This window comes from Amycolatopsis sp. NPDC003676, from assembly GCF_053587275.1.
Genome location: NZ_JBSFNS010000001.1, coordinates 38,792 through 62,318, shown reverse-complemented (window position 1 = coordinate 62,318; position 23,527 = coordinate 38,792). Strand labels below are relative to the sequence as shown.

21 protein-coding genes are annotated in these 23,527 nt (G+C 70.6%); 6 read left to right on the top strand and 15 right to left on the bottom strand.

Translation table 11 applies throughout. From position 1 onward, the window contains the following. Positions 1-2 precede the first annotated feature (2 nt). The 3 genes from ACWDNU_RS00290 to ACWDNU_RS00280 are packed head-to-tail and all read right to left on the bottom strand — an operon-like array spanning position 3 to position 3,353. Positions 3-827: an ABC transporter permease gene (locus tag ACWDNU_RS00290; protein WP_449667063.1), complete on the bottom strand. Its 825-nt coding sequence runs from the start codon at positions 825-827 to the stop codon at positions 3-5. After that, entirely contained in the window at positions 820-1,779 is a 960-nt protein-coding gene (locus ACWDNU_RS00285) for an ABC transporter permease (protein WP_370937314.1), read from the bottom strand. Before ACWDNU_RS00285 ends, ACWDNU_RS00290 begins: the two co-directional genes overlap by 8 nt. Continuing rightward, the gene (locus ACWDNU_RS00280; RefSeq protein WP_449667208.1) at positions 1,776-3,353 is read right to left on the bottom strand and encodes an ABC transporter substrate-binding protein; all 1,578 of its coding nucleotides are present in this window, start codon (positions 3,351-3,353) and stop codon (positions 1,776-1,778) included. Before ACWDNU_RS00280 ends, ACWDNU_RS00285 begins: the two co-directional genes overlap by 4 nt. A 324-nt stretch (positions 3,354-3,677) precedes the next feature. Here ACWDNU_RS00280 and ACWDNU_RS00275 point away from each other — a divergent pair, with 324 nt between their 5' ends. Then, positions 3,678-4,898, top strand: a complete 1,221-nt coding sequence (locus tag ACWDNU_RS00275; protein ID WP_449667062.1) for an MFS transporter — start codon at positions 3,678-3,680, stop codon at positions 4,896-4,898. 6 nt (positions 4,899-4,904) lie between these two features. Here ACWDNU_RS00275 and msrA read toward each other — a convergent pair whose 3' ends face one another. Both msrA and ACWDNU_RS00265 read right to left on the bottom strand, forming a co-directional pair. Then, complete coding sequence (gene msrA / locus ACWDNU_RS00270) at positions 4,905-5,405, bottom strand: peptide-methionine (S)-S-oxide reductase MsrA (protein WP_370937312.1); 501 nt, start codon at positions 5,403-5,405, stop codon at positions 4,905-4,907. Between the two features lie 39 nt (positions 5,406-5,444). Beyond that, complete coding sequence (locus ACWDNU_RS00265; RefSeq protein WP_370937311.1) at positions 5,445-6,332, bottom strand: LysR family transcriptional regulator; 888 nt, start codon at positions 6,330-6,332, stop codon at positions 5,445-5,447. 132 nt (positions 6,333-6,464) lie between these two features. On the opposite strand from ACWDNU_RS00265, the gene ACWDNU_RS00260 reads away from it, so the two are divergent. From ACWDNU_RS00260 to ACWDNU_RS00250, 3 genes are all read left to right on the top strand, one after another. Further along, the gene (locus ACWDNU_RS00260) at positions 6,465-7,274 is read left to right on the top strand and encodes an EamA family transporter (protein WP_449667061.1); all 810 of its coding nucleotides are present in this window, start codon (positions 6,465-6,467) and stop codon (positions 7,272-7,274) included. A gap of 141 nt (positions 7,275-7,415) precedes the next feature. After that, positions 7,416-8,480, top strand: coding sequence for a DUF3592 domain-containing protein (locus ACWDNU_RS00255; RefSeq protein ID WP_449667060.1), 1,065 nt, complete (start codon positions 7,416-7,418; stop codon positions 8,478-8,480). A 49-nt stretch (positions 8,481-8,529) separates the two neighbouring features. Then, a complete protein-coding gene (locus ACWDNU_RS00250; RefSeq protein WP_449667059.1) occupies positions 8,530-9,159 on the top strand; it encodes a DsbA family oxidoreductase in 630 nt (209 codons plus the stop codon). Positions 9,160-9,230: 71 nt separating this feature from the next. Here ACWDNU_RS00250 and ACWDNU_RS00245 read toward each other — a convergent pair whose 3' ends face one another. Next, positions 9,231-9,722 (bottom strand): ATP-binding protein, encoded by a 492-nt coding sequence (locus ACWDNU_RS00245; protein WP_449667058.1) that lies wholly within the window; start codon positions 9,720-9,722, stop codon positions 9,231-9,233. Positions 9,723-9,916: 194 nt separating this feature from the next. Here ACWDNU_RS00245 and ACWDNU_RS00240 point away from each other — a divergent pair, with 194 nt between their 5' ends. Beyond that, positions 9,917-10,372: a nuclear transport factor 2 family protein gene (locus ACWDNU_RS00240; RefSeq protein WP_449667057.1), complete on the top strand. Its 456-nt coding sequence runs from the start codon at positions 9,917-9,919 to the stop codon at positions 10,370-10,372. Between the two features lie 395 nt (positions 10,373-10,767). On the opposite strand, the gene lepB is transcribed toward ACWDNU_RS00240, so the two are convergent. Then, positions 10,768-11,652, bottom strand: a complete 885-nt coding sequence (gene lepB / locus ACWDNU_RS00235; RefSeq protein ID WP_449667056.1) for a signal peptidase I — start codon at positions 11,650-11,652, stop codon at positions 10,768-10,770. A gap of 408 nt (positions 11,653-12,060) precedes the next feature. Between lepB and ACWDNU_RS00230 the strand changes: the two genes are divergently transcribed. After that, the gene (locus ACWDNU_RS00230; protein ID WP_449667055.1) at positions 12,061-13,365 is read left to right on the top strand and encodes an eCIS core domain-containing protein; all 1,305 of its coding nucleotides are present in this window, start codon (positions 12,061-12,063) and stop codon (positions 13,363-13,365) included. Here the strand turns inward: ACWDNU_RS00230 and ACWDNU_RS00225 are convergent. The 8 genes from ACWDNU_RS00225 to ACWDNU_RS00190 form a co-directional block, all read right to left on the bottom strand. After that, positions 13,262-14,452, bottom strand: a complete 1,191-nt coding sequence (locus ACWDNU_RS00225) for a glycosyltransferase family 4 protein (RefSeq protein ID WP_449667054.1) — start codon at positions 14,450-14,452, stop codon at positions 13,262-13,264. The genes ACWDNU_RS00230 and ACWDNU_RS00225 overlap by 104 nt on opposite strands. Positions 14,453-14,692: 240 nt before the next feature. Further along, positions 14,693-15,946, bottom strand: a complete 1,254-nt coding sequence (locus tag ACWDNU_RS00220; protein ID WP_449667053.1) for a polysaccharide pyruvyl transferase family protein — start codon at positions 15,944-15,946, stop codon at positions 14,693-14,695. A gap of 150 nt (positions 15,947-16,096) precedes the next feature. Beyond that, positions 16,097-17,275, bottom strand: coding sequence for a glycosyltransferase family 4 protein (locus ACWDNU_RS00215; RefSeq protein ID WP_449667052.1), 1,179 nt, complete (start codon positions 17,273-17,275; stop codon positions 16,097-16,099). After that, a complete protein-coding gene (locus ACWDNU_RS00210) occupies positions 17,220-18,566 on the bottom strand; it encodes an oligosaccharide flippase family protein (RefSeq protein WP_449667051.1) in 1,347 nt (448 codons plus the stop codon). The genes ACWDNU_RS00215 and ACWDNU_RS00210 overlap by 56 nt, the downstream gene beginning before the upstream one ends. Then, positions 18,563-19,702 (bottom strand): glycosyltransferase family 4 protein, encoded by a 1,140-nt coding sequence (locus ACWDNU_RS00205; protein ID WP_449667050.1) that lies wholly within the window; start codon positions 19,700-19,702, stop codon positions 18,563-18,565. The genes ACWDNU_RS00210 and ACWDNU_RS00205 overlap by 4 nt, the downstream gene beginning before the upstream one ends. Continuing rightward, positions 19,699-21,960: a DUF2206 domain-containing protein gene (locus tag ACWDNU_RS00200; RefSeq protein ID WP_449667049.1), complete on the bottom strand. Its 2,262-nt coding sequence runs from the start codon at positions 21,958-21,960 to the stop codon at positions 19,699-19,701. Before ACWDNU_RS00200 ends, ACWDNU_RS00205 begins: the two co-directional genes overlap by 4 nt. Next, positions 21,957-23,054 (bottom strand): glycosyltransferase family 4 protein, encoded by a 1,098-nt coding sequence (locus ACWDNU_RS00195; RefSeq protein ID WP_449667048.1) that lies wholly within the window; start codon positions 23,052-23,054, stop codon positions 21,957-21,959. The genes ACWDNU_RS00200 and ACWDNU_RS00195 overlap by 4 nt, the downstream gene beginning before the upstream one ends. After that, the gene (locus tag ACWDNU_RS00190; RefSeq protein WP_449667047.1) at positions 23,051-23,527 is read right to left on the bottom strand and encodes a hypothetical protein; all 477 of its coding nucleotides are present in this window, start codon (positions 23,525-23,527) and stop codon (positions 23,051-23,053) included. Before ACWDNU_RS00190 ends, ACWDNU_RS00195 begins: the two co-directional genes overlap by 4 nt.

The following is a 23,527-nucleotide window of genomic DNA, read 5'->3' as shown; positions in this document are numbered from 1 at the left end:
TGTCAGCTCCGTTCGCCGTCGAGAGCCCGGGACACGCGGTTCGCGGCCAGCACGACGGCCGCGACAGTCAAGCCCGGGAACGTGGTCATCCACCAAGCAGTGGCCAGGAAATTGCGCCCGCCCGCCACGAGCGCGCCCCACTCGGGCGTCGGCGGGCTCGCGCCGAAGCCGAGGAAACTGAGCGCGGACACTTCGAGCACCGCGATCCCGACCGTCACCGTGGCCAGCACCAGCACCGGTCCGAGCGCGTTGGGCAGCACATGCCGCCCGAGCACTCCCGCCCAGCGCACGCCGGACGCCCGGGCCGCCTCCACGAACACGCCGGAGCGCACCCGCAGCACCTCCGCGCGCATCAGCCGGGCGAACGACGCGAGGTGCGCGACCCCGACGGCGATCGCGACGTTCGTGGTGCCGAATCCGAGCGCGGTCACCAGCGCGAGCGACAGCAGGATCGGCGGGACTGCCTGGAGGACGTCGACGATCCGCATCACCACCGAGTCGAGCCAGCCGCCGCGGAACCCTGCGAGGAGTCCCAGCGCGGACCCGGCGACGAAGGCGACGAGTACCGCGAGGACTGTTGCGCGCAGGGAGAGTCCGGCTCCGTGCACGACGCGGGCGTAGACGTCGCGGCCGGTCTCGTCGGTGCCGAAGAGGTGCGCGAGCGAGGGGCCTTGGAGTCGTTCGGACGGGACGCCGGTGATGGGGTCTTGGCTGGTGAACAGGGTGGGTGCGAAGGCGGCGATCAGCACGGCGGCGAGCACGAGCCCGGAGAGAAGGAGGCCGGGTCGGCGGATGAGGAACCGTTGGGGCAGCACGGTTTCAGACATGCGCGGGCACCTCCTTGCGCACGGACACCCGCGGATCGAGCAGCGGGTACACGAGGTCGACGACCAGGTTGAGCACCACGAAGAAGAACGCGGCGAGCACGATCACCGCCTGCACCACCGGCACGTCCTGCGCGGTCACGGCCGACGCGGTGACCCGGCCGAGGCCGTCGCGCGAGAAGACGGTTTCGGTCACCACCGAACCGGCCAGCAGGTTGCCCGCGACCACGCCTACCAGGGTGAGCGCGGGCAGTCCGGCGTTGCGCAGCGCGTGTCCGAAGTGGACTCGGCGACGGCTCGCGCCCTTCGCCCGCACCACCTCGATGTACGGCTCGGCGAGCTGCGTTTGCAAGCTCTTCGCCAGCACCTGTCCGATGATCGCGCCGGTCGGCAGGGCGAGGGTGATCGCCGGGAGGACCAGCGACGCGAAACCGGTCGAGCCGAGTGCCGGGAACAGTCGCAGCTGGAACGAGAACAGCTGGATCAGCAGCAGCCCGACCCAGAACGTCGGCAGTGAAGTGCCCAGCGGCGGCAGGGAAAGCAGCAGCTGGCTCACCCAGCGGGTGCGGGTGAAGGTGCCCAGCACGGCGATCCCGCCGCCGAAGACGATCGCGAGCACCAAGGCGAGTCCGGAGACGGCGAGCGTCGGCGGCAGCGCGGTGAGGACCTGGTGCGTCGCGTCGTCGCCGGTGGCCACCGAGGTGCCGAAGTCGCCGTGCAGCGCGGCGAGGAGGTGCTTGCCGTATTGCACGATGACCGGGTCGTTCAGCCCGTACTCGGCGCGCAGGGCGGCGATCTGCTCCGGCGACGCGCTGGGACCGCCCTCGGCCGAGCCGAGTTTGGTCAGCACTGCGTCGCCGGGCAGCAGGTACAGGATGATGAACGACAGCGTGAACGCCGCCCACAGCACCACTACGGCCTGCAGGATGCGGCGAAGCAGCGGAAACCCTTTCACGAGCCCGAAACCCAGGCGTCGAACAGCTGCAGCCGCGAGGAAGCCTCGAAGCCGACATCATGCGCGTTCGGGCCGACGCCGAGCACCTGCGTCAGCTCGAACACCGGGATCGAGTACGCCTGCTCCACAATGGTCCGCTGCGCTTTTTCCGCGGCGGGCTTGCGTTTCGCGGCATCGACGGTGGCCGACTGTTCGGTCAGCGACGCGTCGAGCGGGTTGTCCGCAGGCAGCTTGCTCCGGTTGTTCGTCTTCGTGGAGAACTGCTGGCGCAGGATGTCCGGGTCGGCGCGGGTGACGTTGTACCAGAGGAAGTCGTAGTCGCCGGCCTGCTGCAGGCGGGTGACCTCGGCGTTGGTGTGCAGCTCGATCTTCAGGTCGAAACCGATCTTGCGCAGCTGCTGCTGGAGCAGCTCCAGCACGCTCTGGTTCTGGTTGAACACAGCGGAGAACAGCACGGACGCGGACAGCCGCTGCCCGTTCTTCGTCCGGATGCCGTCCGGGCCGGGAACCCAGCCGTCGGACTGCAGCAGCGCCTGCGCGCCGGACGGATCGTAGGCGAGTTCCTTGGACAGATCGGTGTACAGCGGTGTCGCGGAGCCGAGGATGCTCGTGGCGGGCTTGTAGTTCGGGGTGAGCACGGTGCTGGTGACCTCGGGCCGATTCACGCCCTTCGACACCGCCTGGCGCACCTTCTCGTCCGTGAGCACGCCGCGGGTCACGTTCGCGTGCAGGTTGAACACGATGCCGGGGTTCGGGCGGACCGGTTCGGTAAAGCCGTTGCCGGAGAACTGCGGTTCGTCCACCGGCTGCACGTCGGTGATCGCGTCCAGCTGGCCGGACGTCAGGCTGCCGGACCGCACGCCCGGCTCCGGCACGACGCGGAAGTCGATCTTGTCGACGTACGCCTCGCCCTGGTGCCGCCACAACGGCGAACCCCAGTGGTAGCCGGTGCGCTTGCTGAGCACGATGTTCTGGTTCGGCTTCAGGCTGGTGAACACGAACGGACCGGAGCCGATCAGGCCGGTGCCCTGGCAGCGCTGTTCGGCGGTGTGCTTGAACGCGGCCGGCGCGAGCACGCCGAGCGACATCGTGGAGCTGGCCTGCAGGAACTGCGCGCTGGGCTGGCTGAAATCGAGCCGGACGGTCGCCGGGTCGACCACGGTCGCGCCGCGGTAGGCGGCCAGGTAGCTGGACCCGAGCAGGGCCTTCGCGCCGAGAGCCTTGATGCCGTCGAAGCTGGTCTTCACCGCGGCGGCGTCCACGGGGGAGCTGTCGGAGAAGGTCGCGCCGGAGCGGAGGTGGAAGGTGAAGCTCGTCGAATCGGGGCTGACCGTCCAGCGGTCGGCGAGCCACGGCGTGATCGCGCCGGTCTTCGGGTCCTGGTCGGTCAGCGAATCGACCAGCTGACGGCCGACGTTCACCGAGGCGTTCGTGCTGACCTGCTGCGGGTCGATGCAGTCCGGATTGGACGAGATGCCGAGGCGCAGCGTGCCGCCCGGGCGCGGGGGACCGGCGTCCTGCGGGCTCGCGCCGCCCGCCGTGCCGCAGGCGGCGAGCAGCAGCGGAAGGGCCAGCGCGACGGCGAAACGCGACCGCGCGCGGGCGGGACGGCCGGGTCGGGGCGGGGTGTGGCGGGGCACGGAGTTCCTCCAGCGGGGACGGATCGGATGCGTTCAGCTCAACCGTTCGGAGCGGTTCGCTGAAGCCCGTCCCAGCAGGTGAGCGGCTGTCCCGCAATCCGGCCGGGAGCGTGGATTCCGGTTGACGCGCAAGGGAAAGCGTGGCCCGCGCTCGCGTGATAACCGGCGCGGTTTTGTTCGGCGAGGAAGTCCGGAGAGCGGGAGCGCGCGGCGGTGTGCTGCGGAAAACCGGTTGCGCCGCGGGGGACACTGGCGGACATGGCGGGGTGGGGTGGGAGCGGATCGGCTTGGGTCCGCCTGCAAGCGGTGGCTGTGTCCGGTTCGACCTGTGAAGGGCTTTTGCTTGCCGCGCTGCCCTTGTTGGCCGTCTCGATCACCACTGACCCGCGTGCGGTGTCCTTGGTGAACGTCGCCGGGCAAGCGCCGTGGCTGCTGCTTTCGCTGTTCGCCGGAGTGGTGATCGACCGGGTCCGGCGGACGACCGTGCTGGCTTGCGCGTACGCGGTGCAGATCGTCGCCGCGCTTTCCTTGGCGCTGCTGGGTTCCACCGGTTCGCTGAGCCTTCCCGCGTTGCTGGTGGTGGCCTTCGTGCTCACCACGGCGCAGGTCTTCGGCGACGGCGCGGCCGGTTCGGTGGTGCCCGAGGTCGTCGCGCCGGATCAGCTCAACATGGCCAATTCCCGGCTGCAGGTGATCGACCGCGGCATGGTCCAGTTCGTGGTCCCGCCCGCGACGGGGTTGCTGATCGGGATCAGCGCGGGACTGCCCGCGTGGCTGGCCGCCGTCGCCGCGCTCGCCGCATTGCTGCTCGCGCGCGGGATTCCGTCCGCGAAGCCGGTGCGCACGCCCGCACATCCGCTGAAAGACGTCACGGCCGGGCTGCGCTACCTCGTCGGGACGCCGTTGCTGCGGTCGATCACCATCACGGTCGCGCTGGGCTCGTTCGCGGCGGCCGCGGGGAACTCGATGCTCGTCCTCTACGCCACGAAGGAACTGCACCTCGCGCCGTTCGGGTACGGCGTGCTGCTGGCCTGCCTGGCCGTCGGGTGGGTGGCGTCGTCGTTCTTCGTGGACCGGTTCGTGCGGCGGTTCGGCTACTCGACGGCAATGCGGATCGCGCAGGTGTGCGGGGTGCTGAGCCAGCTGCTGATCGCGATCGTGCCGCCGTGGCCGGTGCTCGTCGGTGCGGTGCTGATCTTCCTGACCGGGACGACGTTGATCTGGAACGTGTGCTCGCAGTCCAGTCGTCAGCGGTTCACGCCGTCAGCGCTGCTGGGGCGGGTGCTGACCAGTCACCGCGCGCTGGCCTGGGGGCTGACGCCGTTGGGTGCGCTCGCCGGTGGGTTCGTGGCGGTTCACTGGAGCTTGCGCGGCGTGTGGGTGATGGCGGCGGCGGTGCAGTTGCTGGGGACGACGTTTGTGTGGCGTCAGTTGTCCCCGGCGGCGTTCCGCGACGCCGAGGCCGCGATGGCGCGCTGAGACTCCTCAGGCGCGCTTCGGCAGCTTCCAGCCGGGACGCGGGAAGTGGCAGGTGTACCCGTTGGGGTAGTGCTGCAGGTAGTCCTGGTGCTCGGGCTCCGCTTCCCAGAAATCGCCGGCCGGGGTGACTTCGGTGACGACTTTGCCGGGCCAGAGGCCGGAGGCGTCGACGTCGGCGATGGTGTCTTCGGCGATTTGTTTTTGCTCGTCGGTGGTGTAGAAGATGGCGGATCGGTAGCTGGCGCCGATGTCGTTGCCCTGGCGGTTCTTCGTGCTGGGGTCGTGGACCTGGAAGAAGAACTCCAGGAGCGCGCGGAAGTCGGTTTGGGCGGGGTCATAGGTGACTTCGATGGTTTCGGCGTGGGTGCCGTGGTTGCGGTAGGTGGCGTTGGGGACGTCGCCGCCGCTGTAGCCGACGCGGGTGGCGGTCACGCCGGGCTGGTGGCGGAACAGCTCCTCCATGCCCCAGAAACACCCGCCGGCCAGGATTGCCTTTTCCGCTGCCATGTCGCCTCCTCCGTGCTCGAACCCGCCTCGACCGCCATGCTAGTCGGCGCGCAACAGCCCGAGGACCAGGGCGAGCGGCGGCCACGCGTCCCGCCCGCGCCGGGTGCACGCGTAAGCCCGAAGCCGCACGTCGGGACCGGTCAACGGCAGGACGGTGACGTCGGGCCGGGTCGGCCACGATTCGGGCAGCAGGCCGACCCCGCCGCCCGCGGCGATCAAGTCCTGCACCAGGTCGAGGTTGTCCGCGCGGTGGGTGAAGCGCGGCGAGAACCCGGCCATGGACGCCAGCGTCCCGACGACCGTCTCGTCCGCGCCGTTGCGGGAGTTGCCGATCCAGTCGTGCTCGCGGAACGCCGAGACCACCGCCAAGGCACCGGTGCCCTCCACCCGGTTCGCCTCCGGGCGCGGCACGGCGAGTCCCCACGGCGCCGTCCACAGCGGACGGACGGCGAGCGAAGGATCGTGGGTCGCGGGCGCGAGGTCGTAGTCGTAGGTGAGCGCGAGGTCGATGTCGTCGGTCCGGAGCTGTGCCAGCGCTTCGGCGGGCTCGTGCTCGCTGATCACCACGCGGACCTGCGGATGCCGCTGCGCGAGGAGGTCCGCGACCGGGAGCACGGCGTGCCGCACCCCGGTCCCGAACCCGGCGACGCGCACGGTTCCGGCCGGTTCGGCCTCGGGATCGAGATCGACGCGGGCGGCCTCGACGGCGGCCAGGATCGTCACGGCGTGCTCGGCGAGCCGCCGCCCGGCCGGCGTGAGCCGCACCCGGCGGCCGTCCGGTTCGAGCAGCGCGACGCCGGTTTCCTTGGCTAGAACCGAGATTTGCTGCGAGACGGTCGACGTTGTGGTTTCGAGCACGTCGGCGACCGCGCGCATCGAGCCGAGCCGCGACAGTTCGAGAAGGAACTGCAGCCTGCGAGTCTCCATCCGCCTATTGTCCAGGATACCCGGACGGTACGTCCAGGATTGGCACGTGGACACGAACGGTCCCGATGAGTTCTCCTGGACCACGTGCTTCCCTCCACTCCCCGCGTCGGAGTTGCCCTGGCTGTCGGCGCCATGTTGTCGGTCCAGCTCGGACTGGCGGTTTCGGTCAACATCGCGAACCAGATCGGGCCGACCGGCGTCGCGTGGCTGCGGCTCGCCTGGGCCGGCGTGCTGCTCCTGGTGCTCGTGCGGCCGCGGCCGTCGGCGTTCCGCCGTCCGGCACTGCTGACGTGCGTGGTGCTCGGCTTCGCGACGGCCGGGATGACGATCCTGTTCATGGTCGCCGCGACCCGGTTGCCGCTGGGCACGGCGAGCGCGCTTGAGTTCCTCGGCCCGCTGACCGTCGCGATCGTGCGCGGCCGCGGCGGAAACCGGGTGTGGCCGGTGCTGGCGGCGGCCGGAGTGGTGCTGCTGACCCAGCCGTGGCAGGGCGGGACCGACCTGATCGGCCTCGGCTGCGCGCTCGCGGCGGCGGTCTGCTGGGGCGCGTACATCGTGCTGACGCAACGAGTCGGCGACGAGGTGTCGGGCCTGCGCGGGCTGGCGGTGTCGATGCCGGTGGCCGGTCTGGTCGCCACCGTCGTGCACGCCCCGGCGGTGGTCGGCGAGCTGACGTGGCCGCTGGTGCTCGCCGGGCTCGGGCTGGCGGTGCTCGTGCCGGTGGTCCCGTTCAGCCTGGAAATGCTGGCGCTGCGGCGGTTGACGGCGTCGGCGTTCGGGACGCTGATGAGCCTGGAACCCGCGATCGCGCTGGTGCTCGGGCTGATCGTGCTGCACCAGGTGCCGAATGTCGCGGCGGTGGCCGGGATCGCGTTCGTGGTGGCCGCGGGCATCGGCGCGGAACGGACTGGGGCGCGGGAACCGGTGAAGACCGCCGTCTAGGGCGGGTCTGGCGAAACCTGGGGAGCTTTCTGGCCAAAGGCGAAAACCTCGCGCCATCCGCTGGCCGGGCTTCCGCCGGTGTCGGCGCTCCGGCGGAGAATCGCTTGGTCGCAGAGGGGTTTTCGGGCCTATGCTTGGCCAATGCGGCTGGGTGGGGCTGTGCGGGGGAAGTCGCGGTCGCGGCGCGGTTGGTGGCTTGCCGCTGCGGTGCTGGGCGTGCTGGTGTTCGCGGTCTTCGCCGCCGGGACAGCCTGGTCGCTGTTGTACCCCGGCTACGTCCTGGAAGACGGTGAGTTGGCGGCCGACATCGCCATTGTCGTCGCGTCGTTGTCCTTGGCGGTGTTCTCCGTCTCCCGTGCCCGTCGGCTGGGCCGCCGGGTCGCGGCGCGGGCGGACGAGGGGCGGTGGCTGCCGCCGCGCGACGAGCACGACGGGCAGGCGGCGATCGACCTGGACGCCGAGATCCGGCGGCTGCGGGGCACCGGCATCCGGGCGTGGGGGTTCGTGGGGTGCTGGGTCGTCGTTCTCGTCGGATGCGTCGTGGGAATGGGCCGCATCGAGTCGTCGGCGGAGACCCTGCTGGCCACCGGAGCCTGGACCGCGGGGGAGGTGCTGAGCGTCAACGACCCCAAGAGCGGGCACGGGGCGCCGTCGATGTGGGTGCGTTACGTGGCCGGGGGAGCGACCCGAACTGCCGAGATCGTGCGGAGCTCCCACTGGCGCTACCTGCCGGGCGACAATGTGACGGTGGTCTACGACCCGGCGGACCCCGACGACGTGCGGACCGTCGACGAGAAAAACGAGAACCAGGTCCTCGTCGGCGTTGATCTGGTGCCGATGCTTCTGGCTCTGCTCGGTTTGCCTTCCGCGGTGGCGGCGGCCGTGGGGTGGCGCCGTCGCCGCCGGGAAGTGCGCCGCACCGGTTGGCGCGCGGCAGCGGTGACGGTCGTGCCCAACCCCGCGCCCAGGAAGACGCGGGGACCGGACATCCTGGTGCGGTACCGCGACGGCTCCGGAATCTGCTTGAGCCAAACCTGGTCGACTCGCGGGTGTGCTGTCGTGAAGGACGCGCCGGCCTGGGTGGGCGGAACGGGACGGGACATGGTCGTGCTGTTCCCGCACGGCCGATGGAGGCGACGGCCGAACGCCATGCCCGCCGTCGCCCAAGGCGAGCGCGTTCGGCGCTTGTTCAACCTGGTGCGGTGATACGACCTCGCCCGCCGGTGCGCACCGGCAGGCGTTCTACGCTGGCGGCATGCAGGTGGAAATCTGGAGCGATGTCGTGTGCCCGTGGTGCTACCTCGGGAAGGCGCGGTTCGAGAAGGCGCTGGCCGGGTTCGAGCACCGGGACGAGGTGACCGTGACGTACCGGTCGTTCGAACTGGACCCCGGGAAGACCGGCACCGAGCCGTTGCTGGACATGCTCACCGCGAAGTACGGGCCGCAGGCCGGCGAGATGGAGCAGCGGGTCGCCGGGCTCGCCGAAGCGGAAGGGCTCGGCTACCGGACTGACCGGGAAATCGGCAACACCTTCGACGCGCACCGCCTGCTGCACCTGGCCCGCGAGAAGGGGTTGGAGCACGAAATGGTGTCGGCGTTGTTCCGCGCGAATTTCGCTGAGGCTCGGGCAGTGTTCACTTCGGAGGTCCTGGCGGAGGTGGCCGAGGAAGCCGGATTGCCGCGTGCGGAGGCGGAAGCGGTGCTGGCCGATCCGTCGCGGTATGCGGACGCGGTTCGGGCTGAGGAGCGCGAAGCTGCGGAGCTGGGCGCGGGCGGGGTGCCGTTTTTCGTGCTGGGACGGCGGTTCGGCGTTTCCGGCGGGCAGTCGGTGGAGGTGTTCGCGCAGGCGCTGGAGCAGGCTTGGGAGGCTTCCGCCGGACGCTGAGGCCGGGTCGTTCTTCGCCGCCGGGATCGGCCCGGCCGCCGGGAAGCAGCCGGGCGTCCCTCTCGGAGCGACTACTCGGACCAGGTGCTGAGGCGGTTGAGAAGCCGTTCCAGCACCTGCGGGTCCGCGGTGACCGGTTCGCCGGAGACGGGCTCGTCCACCAGCGTGCGGCGGTCGCCCCGGCGCGGCAGCCGGACCTGGCCCGCCGAAATCCCGCCGGGCAGCGCCAGTTCGCACCACGTGGTGCGGCCGCCGCGCTCGCCGGGGCGCACGCCGATCCGCTCGTCGCCCGGCGGGGCCGGGGCGATCAGGTCGTCGTCGACCTCGATGACGAGCCGGTCGCCGCGCAGCTGCAGCCGGACGGTCACGAAAGCGGGCGCGGACGGGCTGCTCTGGTCGACGACGTCGCCGACCAGCCGGACGGCGGCGTTCGTGACCTGCTCCAGCATCGGCATCAGCGACCAGTCGGTCAGGATCAGGCGGACGAACAGCTCGGTGCACGGGACCGCGCTCGGCTGCGCCACCAGCCGGAGGTCGTCCACCTGGGTAGTGCGCGTGCTCAAGCGTCACCTTCCTCCTCGGCGAGCGGTCCGATCGGCCGGGACCGTGCGGGCATCATGCCACCGCCGCCGGAGCAGCCTGCGGCGGGAGGGCGGTGCAGGGGAGAACCGCAGGTCACAGGTCCGGGCGCGGTTCCGGGCTCCGGCGGGGTCTCTTGTCCGGTCGTTGTCCACTGTGGAACTCCTATGCTGGCCGGATGTCGGCAGACTCGGCCCGGTGGGCGATCCAGGACCTGATCATGACCTACGCCGCGTGCATCGACGCCGGCGATCTGGCCGGGGTGGGCGAATTGTTCCGCGAGGGAACCCTGCACAGCGGCGGCGGCCGGACCGGGCGGGAGGCCGTGGAGAACTGGTTCCGCGACATCCTGATCCTCCACTCCGACGGCACGCCGAGGACCCGGCACGTGACGACGAACGTCCGGATCAAGGCCGAGGAGGACACGGCTTCGGCGCACAGCTACTTCACCGTTTTCCAAGCGACGGCCGACTTTCCGCTGCAGCCCGTCGCCGCCGGGCACTACGACGACCGGTTCTTCCGGCGCGGGGACGAGTGGCTCTTCGCGGAGCGGACGCCGGTGCTGCGGATGACTGGGGATTTGACGCGGCATCTCCGGCTGGACGTCGTGCGGGCGGCCAGTTCCGGGCAGTGACCGCGGGCGCGGCTGAGATCAGCGGTGCGGACTTCCGGCCGGTGAAGGCGGCGGCGCGCGGCTGAGACCAACGGTGCGGACTTCGGAACCGGCAGGGCGGACTCCGGCCGGTGAAGGCGACGGCGAGCGGCTCCAGTTTGGATCTTGGCCGTGGCAGGCCGCCAGACCGCTCACCGGCCGCGGACTGCCCCACTGCGGTTTTCAGTGGCGCGCGGGGGTTCTCGCCCTGGCAACCGGCCCGGCGCGCGCGGGAATCAAGGGGTCGCGGGGGCCGTCCGGCGCTCCGCGTCGCCGCCGCGAGGCCGCACACCGCACTGCTGAGAAAACCCCCATGCCGCAGCGGGTGCGGGGGATGCACTCCATGCGGCATGGGGGTTTCCGGTCGGGAGGGCGGGTCAGTCCTGTTTGCTCAGCTTCCGCCGCAGACCGCGCCCGGCGGCGAGCGTCGGGAATGCCAGCAGAGCGCCCGCCCCGAGCGGGATTCCCTGTTGCCACGCGGGGGCGCCGAGCGCGGCGGGCGCGGCTTGCGGATCGTGGTCGCTGACGCCGCCCCACCGCGACGGCGGCAGGACGATCACGCGGGCCTTGCCGATGACGTCGTCCACCGGGACGGTCCCGTTCACCCCGCCGCCGCCCTGGCAGCGGGAGTCGCACGAGTTCTCGCGGTTGTCGCCCATCACCCAGAGGCTGCCCTTCGGCACGGTGACCGGCGGGAACGTCTGCCGCACCGACGGCGGCTGATCGAGCCAGTGGATGTAGGGCTCGTCGAGAGGTTTGCCGTCGACGAGGACGCGGCCCTTCGGGTCGCAGCACTGGACGGTCTGCCCGCCGACGGCGATGACGCGCTTCACGAAGTCCCGCTCGTCCGGCGGCGCGAAGCCGACGAGCGAACCGAGGCCGCGCAACGCCTTCGTGAAGACGTTGCCCGATTCCTGCGGGGCGATCTCGTTCGCGGTCCACGGCTGCGGGCCGCGGAAGACGATGACGTCGCCGGGCGCGGGATCGGTGAAATCGTAGGTGACGCGGTCGACCACGACCCGGTCGCCGAAGCAGCCGTCGCAGCCGTGCAGCGTCGTCTCCATCGACGCCGACGGGATCAGGAACACCTTCGCGACGAACTGCTGGATCAGGATCGTCAGCACCAGCGCGATCCCGATCAGGATCGGCAGCTCCTGCCAGAACGGACGCTTCCGCCGGCCCTTCTTGGGCGGCTCGTCCGCGCCGGGACGCTCGGATCCGGACTCGCCGGGGGCAGGGACTGGGGGGATCGGGTCGGCCACGTCGCCAGGCTACCCAGATCCTCCCGCCGGACGGCGCACCGCGGGCGGCCACGATCGGGGGTAGTGCCGGTGAGCGGGACGGCAACCGGAGGTTTCGCCCGCGGGGAAGGAAAACGGGCCGGAAACGGGGGAGCGATTCGGAATCCGGGCGGGGAGACGGCCCGGGCGCGGGATCCGGTGGAAGCCGCGGCGCCGGGAGCGAGGTGAAGAGGAGGTGAGCGGCGCAGGGGTTTGGTGTGCCGGACAGGGCGCGGGCGGGTTTCAGGGGACGGCATGTGGCGGGGGCCGGGCAGTGGGAACGGCGAATCGGGAAGGGAGGGTGGGGAGGAGGCCGCCGTACTGCGCGCGAGTCCCGGTTCCGGCGAATCGGTGACACCGCGGTGACGGTGCTTCTGCTAAACCCGCTTGATGGCAGAACACGTCCGTCCGCGGCGCCGGGCCGCTCCCGAAGCGGTCGACGGGGTCGTCAGCCAGGCAGGAGAGCCGCTCGACCCGCGGATCCGGGCGTGGCTGGAGCCGCGGTTCGACCAGGATTTCAGCCAGGTCCGGGTGCACACCGACCGCGCGGCCGCCGAATCCGCCGACGCCCTCTCGTCGCAGGCCTACACGGTGGGCAACCACATCGTCTTCAACTCCGGCCAGTACGCCCCGGAAACCTCGGCGGGCCGCCGTCTCCTCGCGCACGAGATGACCCACGTCGCGCAGCAATCCGGCTTGCCCGAGCCGGTGCGCCCGGCGCTCGGCGGCCCGCACGACCACGCCGAGCACGAAGCGGCCTCCGTCGCGGCGGGAACCAGCCCCGGCGCCCGGCTGACGGCGGAGCGGGTTCCGGTGATCCGCCGTCAAGAGCGTTCCGTGCCGAAGCTGCGGATACCGACTCAGAAACAGTATGACGACCAACTAGCCGCGAAATTCGAAGGAATGCTCGCGCCGGGCGCGGCCGAAGCCCAGCAGGCGGTCGAAGAGCTGAACGGCTACAGCATGCGCGACATCGCCGCCGTCCTCAAACTGATGCGTGCGCACGGGAAACTCGCCGAACTCCGGAAATACGCCTCCGTCCGGCCGCTGATCGAGGTCGCGAGCAAAGCGACCGAAGACCCCGCCAGCGTCACCGACGACGACATGTCCAAGGTCGACAAACAGCGATGGCTGGACTTCCGGCTCCATTTCCACACGGTGGAGAACAGTTTCCTGCCCGCGCTGGAATCCGCGTGCCGGGACGTCGGCTGCCGCCCGCTCGACCTGCTCTCCTGCATGATGGCCGAAGGAGGCGTCGGGCCGGGGAGCGTGAACCCGCAGTCGCACGCGGTCGGCCTGATCCAGTTCATGCCTTCCACGCTGGAAAAACTCGGCTACCCGGGAACTTGGCGGGATTTCGCCGAGCTGTCGGCGACTGAGCAGATGGACTACGTCCGGAAGTTCCTGCTGCCCGGCAAGGGCACGTTCACCAGCGCCGGCCGCATTTACCAATTCATGTTCCTGCCGTCGACAATGAATTCGGCGAAGGATCGCGGAGGTGTCATCGCCGCTGCCGACGACGCGGACGAAAAACTGAAGAAGGCTTACGCGAAAAACGCGGGCCTCGATACGAACAAGGACGGCACGATCACTATCGACGAGCTCGAGGCCCGCGCGCGGCAGCACCGGGCCGCCGCGCAGCACCTGCTCGGCGCCCTCCAGGCTCGCCCCCAACCGCGGCCAGGTGCTGAATGAACTCCGTGACCCGATGGCTCCACGTATACCGGCTGCGCACCAGTTCGTAAGCATTGTCCCGGATCGTCTCCGCGAGAGCCGGGCTGTTCTCGAGGCGGCGCAGCCCGTCAGCCAACGCCTCGGGAGAACGCGGCGCGGCAAGCACCCCGTTGACGCCGTCGTCCACCAGCGCGGCAAGCGGCCCGACCGCGGTGGCGATGACGGGCACCCGGTTCGCCCACGCTTCGAGCAGCACCGTCGGGAACGCGTCGTTCGGGCTGGTCGGGCAGAGGATGAGCGATCGGGCACTGCGGAGCGCCCGGAATTTCGCGTCGCCGCCGAGGTTTCCGGCGAAGGTGACCTTGTCCGCGATCCCGAGTTTCCGGGCGAGCGCTTCGTATCCGGGACGCGCGGCCCCGTCGCCGATCACCAGCAGGCGGGCGGCCGGCGCGGAGAGGCGCAACGCGTGCAGGAGCTGATCCAGGCCTTTCCACGCGTGCGTCGGGGCCAGCCGGGCCAGGAACGCGGCGGCGTAGGGGCGGCCCGCCACCGCGCAAGCGGCTAACGCTCCGGGATCGATCGCGTTCTCCAGCACCCCGACTTTGCCGCCGTAACGGGGACGGAAACTGTCGGCGACATAATCGGAAACCCCGAGGATCAGGTCGGCCCGCCGGAGCATGAACCCCTCGGCCCCGGCGTAGGCGCGTGCGACGGTGTTGAAGACGGGATGGCCGTCCTTGGCCAGGGCGGCGGCGTGATAGGTCACGACGACGGGGACGCGACCGGCGACCATCGTCGCGGCGTCGGCCAATCCGGGCACCGGAGTGTGCACATTCAGGTAATCGGCTTGTTCGCCGCGCAGGATGCGGCGGATCTGCGTCGGCCAGCGGGGGTCGAGCGGAGTGTTGGACAGCTTGGCGAGCGCGGGGAGCCGGTAGACCGGGAAGCCGTCGCCGGAGCGGGCGCGGGTGCTCGCGGTGACGACGACGGGCCGCCATCCGGGGACTTCCCGCAGCGCGACGGCGAGACTGTGGACGTAGGTTTGCACGCCGCCGACGTCCGGCGGGTAGTACGGCGTCACGAAGACGACGGTTCGTTCGCGGCTCACGGAGGCTCCTGTCCTCATTGGTCCGGTTGGCTGGGCGCGTGCGGATGTGATGGTGTGGGTCCGGGACACGGGGGAATTCGAGGAGGCGCAGGATGTCCGGGATCCGGATGCCGTGGGCGACGGCGCGCTGCCGCGCGTGCGGCCACGACCGCAGCGAGCATCAGCATTTGCGCGGCGGCACCGACTGCGGACGGTGCGGCTGCCGGCGGTTCAGGTGGCTGCGGCGGGGCTGACCCCCGCTCAGGCGGCATGCCGCAGCGGGCTCAGGTCGCGGGCCCGGCGCGCGTAAGGGGGAAGGACTTCGCGCAGGTGCCGCCGGTAGTCCTCGCGGTGGTCGATGAGGCTGTCGAGGAGCGTGGGCAGCGTGGTGTCCCGGATTTCCCCGATGCCGACGACCCATTGTTCGAGCCCGAGGTCGCGCATGATGCCCGCGGTTTTGTGCTCGTATTCGACCGCGAGGCACGGGACGTGCGCGGTGAGGGCGAAGATGACGGAGTGGAAGCGGGTGCCGATCACGAGGTCGGCCTCGGCGTAGAGGGCGCGGGCGTCGCGGTGGTCGAAGGTGTCGTCGCCGAGGACGCGCAGCCGGGGGTGGTCGAGGCCGGCGGCGAGGCGGGTGTTGACCCTCCGGTCGTCGTCGCCTTGGAAAGCGCAGGTCACCTGGGGGACCAGGACGACGTGGTACCCGCGGCCGAGCAGGTGGCGGATGCCTGCGGTCAAGGCGTGCTCGTATCGGTGCTGCCCGGCGCCGTCGAGCCACTGGCGGGCGGTGACCATCGCGATCCGGGCGTCGGCGGGGATGCCGAGAGCGGTGCGCCAGTCGCGGTCGGAGCGGGTTTCGAAGGCGAAGGCGCTGTCGACGCCGCGGGTGAGCAGGCGCGCCGGCAGCCCGATTTCGGTGAGCCGGTCGCGGCTGATGTCCTCGCGGACGAGGACGGCGTCGGCGCGGCCGAGGACGTGGCGGACCAGCACGCGCTGGACCCGGCGCGGGAACGGGCCGTAGGACTGCGGACCGGTCACGACCCGGACGCCGAACCGCTCGGCCAGCCACAGCGGCAGCAGCAGGAACAGGATGTTCAGATCGGACGCGAAGTTCGCGCGTCCGGTGAGGTAGCCGCCGCCGAGGGAGACGACGAGGTCTGCGGTCGCGAGGGCGTGCAGTTCGCGGCGCGGTTCGGCGGGCAGCAGCCGGGCGACGGCCAGCAGCGGGCGGCGGGGCAGCCGGGCGGCGGCGAGGGCGACGACGGGCAGCAGGCTCAGTTTGCGCAGGATCCGCCGGAGCCGGGGGATGTTCTCCTCGCCCGAGTACCGGCGGAACGAACCGAGGTTGGGCACGCCCTCGAACTCCGGCCAGCGCGCGGGATGCTCGAAACCGGCGATCGCGATCCGCGCGCCGGGCAGTGCGCGGCGGATCTGGTCGAGCAGGACGCTGAGCAAGGCGGCGTCGCCGCGGTTGCCGCGTTCGAACGCGTTGACGACGAGGACGCGGGTCATCGGCGGGCCTCCTGGCGCGGGTGCTCCGGCGGGACGGGGAGGATGCGGTGCATGGGCAGGCCTCCTGGCGTGGCGGTTCGGGGCGAGCGGAGAGAGCGGGCTGGGCAGGGGCGGGTTCGGGGCGAGCGGACTGAGCAGGGGGCGGGGCGGCTAGCGCGGCTGCACCTCCTGGTAGTGCTGCTCGAGCCGGTCGAGGAAGGTGCTGAGGCTGTGACAGCACGCGAGCCCGGCCGATCGCGCGCCCATGGCCCGTCGCAGTGCGGTGTCGCCGAGGAGCCGGGAGAGCGCGTCGGCGAGGGCGCGGCGTTCGCCCGGCGGGACGAGCACCCCGTTGTGGCCAGGGCGGACCAGTTCGGGGATGCCGCCGACGTCGGTGGCGGCGACGGCCCGTCCGACGCAGAGGGCTTCCAGCGCGACAGTCGGGAAGTTCTCCGGCCACACCGACGGGATCACCACCACCGACGCGGCGCGGTACGCGGCCGCCAGTTCGGGGCCGTCGAGCCATCCGGCGAACCGGACGCGGTCGGCCAGGCCGTGTTCGCTGACGGACTTTTCCAGTACGGCCCGTTGGGTGCCGTCTCCGGCGAGCGTCAGCCGGGCGTCCGGCAGGCGGCGGGCGACGGTCGCGAAGGCGTCCACGAGCACGTGCGCGCCTTTCACCGGTTCGAGCCGTCCGGCGAACAGCGCGTGGGCGGCGTCGGGGACCGGTTCGGCTGCCCGCAGCGGCACTCCGTTCGGGACGACGTGGATCGGTGTCCGCGGCAGGTCGTGCAGTACGGCGTCGGCGAGGAACCGGCTCGGGGTCAGCACGCGGTCGACGGTGCGCAGGCGGCGCAGGTAGGCCGGTCGTTGCAGGAAACGCAAATAGGCCAGCCGTGCGGTGTCCATTGTGGATAATCGGGCGCGGCCTTCGGTGCGGCTGCGCAGGTTCCACGACAGCAGCTGTCCGGTCCAGTCCTCCGGACCGTGCACGGTGAGCACTCGCGGGTAGGCCGCCGACGCACTGAGCACTGCCGGGCTGAACTCGCCGATCGTGTGCAGGTGCACCACATCGGGCCGGAAAGACTGCAGCGCGGCGGTCACCTGCCGATAGGCCGCGCGATGCCAGAAGTAGCCCGCGAAGCGGCGGGCAGCGCTTCCGCGGATGGCGGGCACCAGGACGTCGGCGAAGACTTCCCGGTCGCTGACGGCGGGGTCGTCGAGCAGGTGGTCGGTCGCGATGACGAGGACCTGCTGCCCGCGGCTGCGCAGCCCGTCGGCGATGAGGCGGACGCTACGCTCCGCGCCGCCGGCTTCGAAGCCGACGTTGACGATGTGCGCGATCTTCATCCGAACCTCCCTTGTCGCTCGGAGACAAACGGAACCCGCGCAAGGCCAGCGCGACCACCGCGACGAGGCCGGACGCGAGATTGCCGACGCCCCAGGCCGCCGCGATCCAGACGAGGCTGTGCTGCGCCCCGAGCGCGGCGAGGCCGACCGTGACGACCGCGTAGACCAGATTCGACAGATTCATCGCTGGCAGCTGCCGGGTCACCTTCAGCAGAAACCCGGACCACGTATTGAAAGCGACCGCGAACGCGGAGACCGCGAGGACCACGAGGCAGTTCCGGGCGTCGGCGGCGTAGCTCGCGCCGAACAGCGTCAGCACGGGTTTCGCCAGCGCGGCGGTGATGCTGACGGCGGGCACCACGATCGCGAGAATGAGCAGCGCCGACCGTTTCGCCAGATGCTTGAGGTCTTCCTGCTCGTGCGAGCCTTCGGCGAACAACGCCTCGCCGACCGCGAACGGCACGGCGTTGACGAAGTTGGCGATCTGGAACGCCACGAAGTAAGCCGCCGACGCCTCCGGGCCGAGCGAACGCAGCACAAGCAGCGGAATCACCAGCAGCGGCACCAGATTCAGGCAGCTGGAGGCGTAATTGCCGAGCGAGTACGACAGCGTGGAACGCAGCGTCGCCGGGTACAGCCGGGGCCGCACCGGGATGCGCAGGCGCTGCCGGATGACGACGACGCTCGCGACGGCGGCGACAGCGGAGGCCACGGTGCTGGACAAGAAGATCCCGATCGCGCCCGCGCCGACGAAAACGATCGGCAGGCCGATTTTGACCACACTCATCAGGACGCCGTTGAGGAGCATGTTGTACTTCGCCGCGCGCAGGGCGACGAAGACCGAGTCGGTCAGCAGATTCTGCGCGACGGCCATCGCCAGCACCGCGAACAGCACGACCTCCGGGAACGACCCGCTGAGGAACGACAACCCGGGCGCGACCAGCGGTGCGACGAGGGCGAATCCGGCCCCGAGGACAGTGCCGGTGACAGCCACCGAGGTTAGCGCGGTGCTGACGTGCGCACTGCGGGCCAGCGTCGTGGGCAGGTACCGGACGAGGCTGGAGCTGAGCCCGAGCCCGCTGAAATAGCTCAGCAGCGTCACCGCGGAGAGCAGCGAACTCGCCCAGCCCACCTCGGCGGGCGGGTACAGCCGGGCGACGACGATCCAGAACACGAACCCGGACCCGGCTCCGAGCGCGGTCGTGGCCATCAGGAAGAACGAGTTGCGCACCAGCGGGTCGGATTTCAGCCGGGCGGCGAAGGACGGCACGGGCCCGGCGAGTGCGGTCATGCCCGGACCTCGGCTGGGTCGAGTGCCTCGCGGTAGGCCTGTTCGAGGCGCTGGGCGTGTTTCGGCCAGGAGAACCGGGTGGCGGCGAAATCGGCGGACCAGCGGCCCATGGCTGCGCGACGCGCGGGATCGGCGGCGAGGGAGCGCAGGGTCGCGCGCAGGATGTCCGCGTCGCGGGGGATGAGGGCGACTTGGGTTGGGTCGAGTCCGTAGGAGGCGTATCCCGGGTCGTCGGTGGTGACGATCGGGAGGCCCGAGGCCATGGCTTCTTGGACAGTCAGGGGAAATCCTTCCGCGGTGGAGGGCAGGGCGAAGATGTCGCAGGCGCGGTAGAGGTCGCTGATCTCGGCGGGGCTGAGCGCGCCGAGGTGATGGACGGTGGGATCGGCGGGGACGTGCTGGGGCCGTTCGCCAGCGAAGACCAGGTCGTAGTCGTGGTGGCGGGCGGCGAGGAGCAGGTCGTATCCCTTCTTCGGCACCGGCCGTCCGACGAACAGCACCAGGACCCGGTCGTCGGGCAGCCGCCAGCGTTTCCGCAGCAGCCCCGGTTCTCCGGCCGAGGCGGGGCGGTACTGGCTGGTGTCGACGCCGTTGGGAAGCAGTTCCGCGCTGCCGCCCCGAAATCGGCGGACGAACGCGGCGACCGAATCGTTGACCACGAAGACCTCGCGACTGGCCCGGAACAGCCGTCGCCCGACAGACCGGTACACCGCGTGCTGGACAGCCCGCACCAGCGCCGACGGATGCTCGACGACCGCGACGTGCTGGGTCAGGAAAAGGGGCGTGCCGGTCCGCGCGGCTCGCAATCCCGCACTCCAGGAGGACTGATAGAGCGTGTCGTGCAGGTGGACGACATCCGCCCACCGCACCCACTCGCGGACGGCGCGGCCCAGCCGGGGCCCGAACACCGGAAACGGGACTCCGGTCCGGTTCTCCACCCCGTTGAAGGCCGGTATGCGCACGACCCGGACACCGTCGTCAGGAACCGGCGGCCCGGCGCTCGTCAGCACGGTGACTGCGGAGCCGCGCGCGGCGAGCTTCCGGGCCTGCTGGGCGGCGACGTTCTCGATTCCCCCGACGTGCGGCGGGTAGTAATGCGAGACGAGCAGGATCCGGAGCGGACGGGAAGGCGTCATCGGTACACACTCGTTCCGTTGCTGCTGTAGACCTTGTTTTTGGTGGCGTCGAGAAACCGCAGCGGATAGCTGTAGGTGACGAGATCGCCCTGGTAGAACACGGTGACCTCGTCTTTGCGGACCGTCGGATAGCCGAGCAGGACGAACGAACCCGGTTGCACGAGCGTCGGGTAGATGTCGTCGCCGGGGCGGCCGTCGATGAGCGTTTGGAGCCTGCTGAGCGTGTAGCGGTCGGACTGGATCCGCTGCGCGGCGGTGTGCTGTTCGAGCCAGGCGATGGCGGCCCGTTCTTGGGGGTGGGCATAGTAGATGTCGTAGTACTGCCCGGCGTTGTCCAGGTGCAGCTGCGCGGGATAGCCGCCGAACAGCCGGGGCAGCGCGCCGGTGAGATCGAGGAACAGCAGCAGCGCCACGGTGGTGGCGGCGGGCATCCGCCACTGTTTCCTGAGCCACGACAGTGCCCAGACCGAGCCCATGGCGATGAACGGGGCGAACCCGAACAAGCCCTGCTGGAAGGTGCGCAGGAGTCCGTAGTCCACCGAGAGTTGCGGCACGGCGATCTCGGCGGCGAGCACGCCCAGGCCTCCGGCGGCGAGGACGAACAGGTCGTGCGTCGGGCGGAACAGCGTCGCGGTGGCGATGAGGGTTCCGGCCAAACCGAGGATCAACAGCACTTGCAGCCCGTCCGCGCACAGGGTGCGAAGGAAACCGTTGACGCTGGGGACGTCGAGGCCGAGACGGTCGAGGGCGGAACCCGCTGCGGTGAGCGGGAGATTGTCGGCGGGGGCGACCTGGGCGGTCGCCGCGGACAGCGCGGCTGGTGCTTCGCCGCCGGTGCGGGACCGGGTGGAGTCGGCGTAGTCGCGCAGCCGCTGCTGCGGGCTGACCCGGGCGGAGCTGAAGATGCCGTAAGCAGTGTCGGACGAGCCGCGTTGCACGTCGCCGGGGTGGAACAGCTCTTGGGCGGTGGCCGCGGCGGTGTGCTGGAGCTGATGCCAGGTGCCGGTGACCGGCCCGGTCCACAGCGCCGAGCACAGGACCGCGATGCCGATCATCGGCCAGGCGACGAAGTCGGTCGCCTCCTTCGGCGCCCGTTCGGCGAGCCGGCGCCGCAACGGCGGGATGACCCGGATGACGCCGCTGGCCAGCTTGCCCAGCATCAGGATGCCGATCAGCACGTAAGTGGTGGAGTAATGCGACAGCACGATCCCCGCGAACAAGACGGTGAACGCGATCCGACGGGGGCGGCGTGGCGAACTATGGTCGCTCAGCGCCAGGACCGCGCAGCCCAGCAGGAGGAACGCGATCTCCTGCCGGCCGAGGAAGGGCATGTCGGTGAAAAACGTGGGGAACGCGAGGAAGTAGATCGCGGCGAGGAGCGCGACCCGTTTCGACGTGAGATTGCGCGTCGTGCGGTACACCGCGACCGGTGCCGCGGCGAACAGCATCGGCAGCACGATCTTGAAGATCGCCAAGCCGGGCAGCGCGGTCAGCTTGGCCAGCGATGTGGGCAGGAGGGTAATGCTGAGGCAGGCGTTGTAGGCGTCGGGATAGCCGGAGATGTCCCAGTACCCCTTGGTCGAGGTCAGCTGGAAGAGCAGGTACTCGCGCTGGACGTCGTGCCCGCTGACGTACCAGCCGCGCAGCGAGGTCAGCAGCAGCAATGCCGTTGCCGCGCAGAGGATTCCGAACGCGATGGCCCCGTCGCCGTACCGGCCCGCCTTGAGGACGAGGAACCCGAGCAGCGCCGCGACGAGGACCAGCGCGATCAGGCTCGTCGCGCCCGTGAACCCGTTGTTCAGGCGGACAGCCCCGGCGATGGCGACCACCAGCGAAAGAACTCCGAGGACAGCGATGGGCGCGACGTTGCGCACCGGCATCAACCGCAGGGCGCGCACTGGCGGCGAGGCACCGGTGAGCCGTCGGTCCAAGAATGCGAGCGCCGCCGCGGCAAGAATCTGGGCCACGGCGAGGGACACGGTCGTGAGAGGACGCGAGACGCCGAACCAGGGGAGCACCGTGTTGACGGCCAGCGCGGTCACCATCGCGGTCAGCACCGCGAAACCGAGGCCCAGCAACCACTGTGCTTCGCGAGTGGACACGATTCTGGTGGCAATCCGGCGGCACAGCCAGGCTGGGGCGCCGAGAATCAGCCACAGACCCGCGACGGTCACCAGGACGGGCCACGGGCTCAGCTCCACGGCACCGGCGACGAGGGCCGATCCGAGCACGACGGTGCGCTGGCTGGGTCTCGTCACGGCAGAACCTCGGCGTAGACGTCCTCGACCCGCTGCGCCGCCTCGGCCCAGGTGAACTTCCGCGCTGCGACCGCGCTGGCCGCGGCGGTCCGCTGCCGGAAGTCCTCGTCCGCCGCGAATTCGTCGATCGCCGCGGCCAGGGCGGCGGGATCGGCGGAAGCGAGGGCTCCGATGCCGCGCAGGAGTTCGGAGTTGCCAGGAACGTCGGTCGCGAGCACCGGCAATCCCGCTGCCATGGCCTCGAGCGCGGCGAGCGACATCCCCTCGCGGTCCGACGGCAGCACGAACAGATCGGCTTGCTCGTACCGCTGCACCAGCGAAGCGCCGTGCAGACGACCGTGGAACCGCATCCCCGAAAGCCCTTGCCGCTGCGCGGTTTCCTCAAGCTGCTGCCGCTGTTCTCCATCCCCGACGACGTCGAGTTCGACCGGCTGGCGCACGAGAGTCAGCGCGTGCAGCAGCCGGGCGAGGTTCTTCTGCGGGCTGAGCCGTCCGACGAACAGCAAGCGCAGCACCGGTTCCCGTCGCGGCCGCGGCGGCAGGAAGAACTCGGCGGACACTCCGTTCGGCACCGCGAAAATCCGCGCCGGGTCCACCCGGTAGGCGGCGCGGACGAACTCCCGCTGCGCCTCGGTCAGCACCAGCACCCCGGCCGCAGCCCGCAGAACCCGCCCGAAGACGTGCCTTTTGTAGTGCGGCAACAGCCAACCCAGCTTCCCGGACTGGTCGACGTCCAGGTGGAAATGGAGCAGGAACGGCTGCCGACGGGCGGCCGCGGCGAGCGCGACCTGTTCGGGCAGCACCGCGTGCGCGGCATGCAGATGCCACACTGACGTCTTCGGCGTGCGCAGCAACGCGGGAACGACACCGGCGGACACCGGAGTGTGCGCGACGTCGAGCGCGAGCGCCCGGACGATGTCGACGTCGCACACCCGCTCGCGCCGTGGCGAATCGCGGGCGCCGACGGTCGTGGTGAGCACGGTGACGTCGTGCCGGCGCGCCTGTTCCACCGCCAAGTGCCGCACCACGGCTTCCATCCCGCCCAGATGCGGCGGGTAGTAGGGCGTGATCTGGACGATCCGGCGGGGCGTCACGGTCTGCCTCTGGTGGCGGAAGCGTTGCCCGGCAAGCGGAAACGGAGGTTCTCCATGCCGCCCGCGACGTTCACCGCGATCGCGTCCACGACCTGCCCCGGGGGGACCGGCAGGTGGAAGTCCAGCGTGGTGAACTGGCCGGGTTCGAGGGTCACGCGCCGCGACACCCCGGCGAGCCGGGCCGCCGACGAAGTTTCCAGCGCGGCTACCACTGTGTAGTCGGCGTGCGCGGGACCGTGGCGCACGAGCGCGACCTCGGCGGTGACAGTTCCGTCCCGGAACGCGGGCGTGCCGACGAAATACAGCTCGGTGTAGGTCTCGGGCTGTTCGGTGAAGGACTGCCGGAACAGCACCCGCGCGGCCGGCCACACCAGGACCGTCACGACCCCGAGCACCACCACCGCCGAAACCGCGCCGGCGAGCTTCAGCCAGCCGCGGCCGTTTCCCCGGTCTTCTCCCGCGGAGTCGTCCAC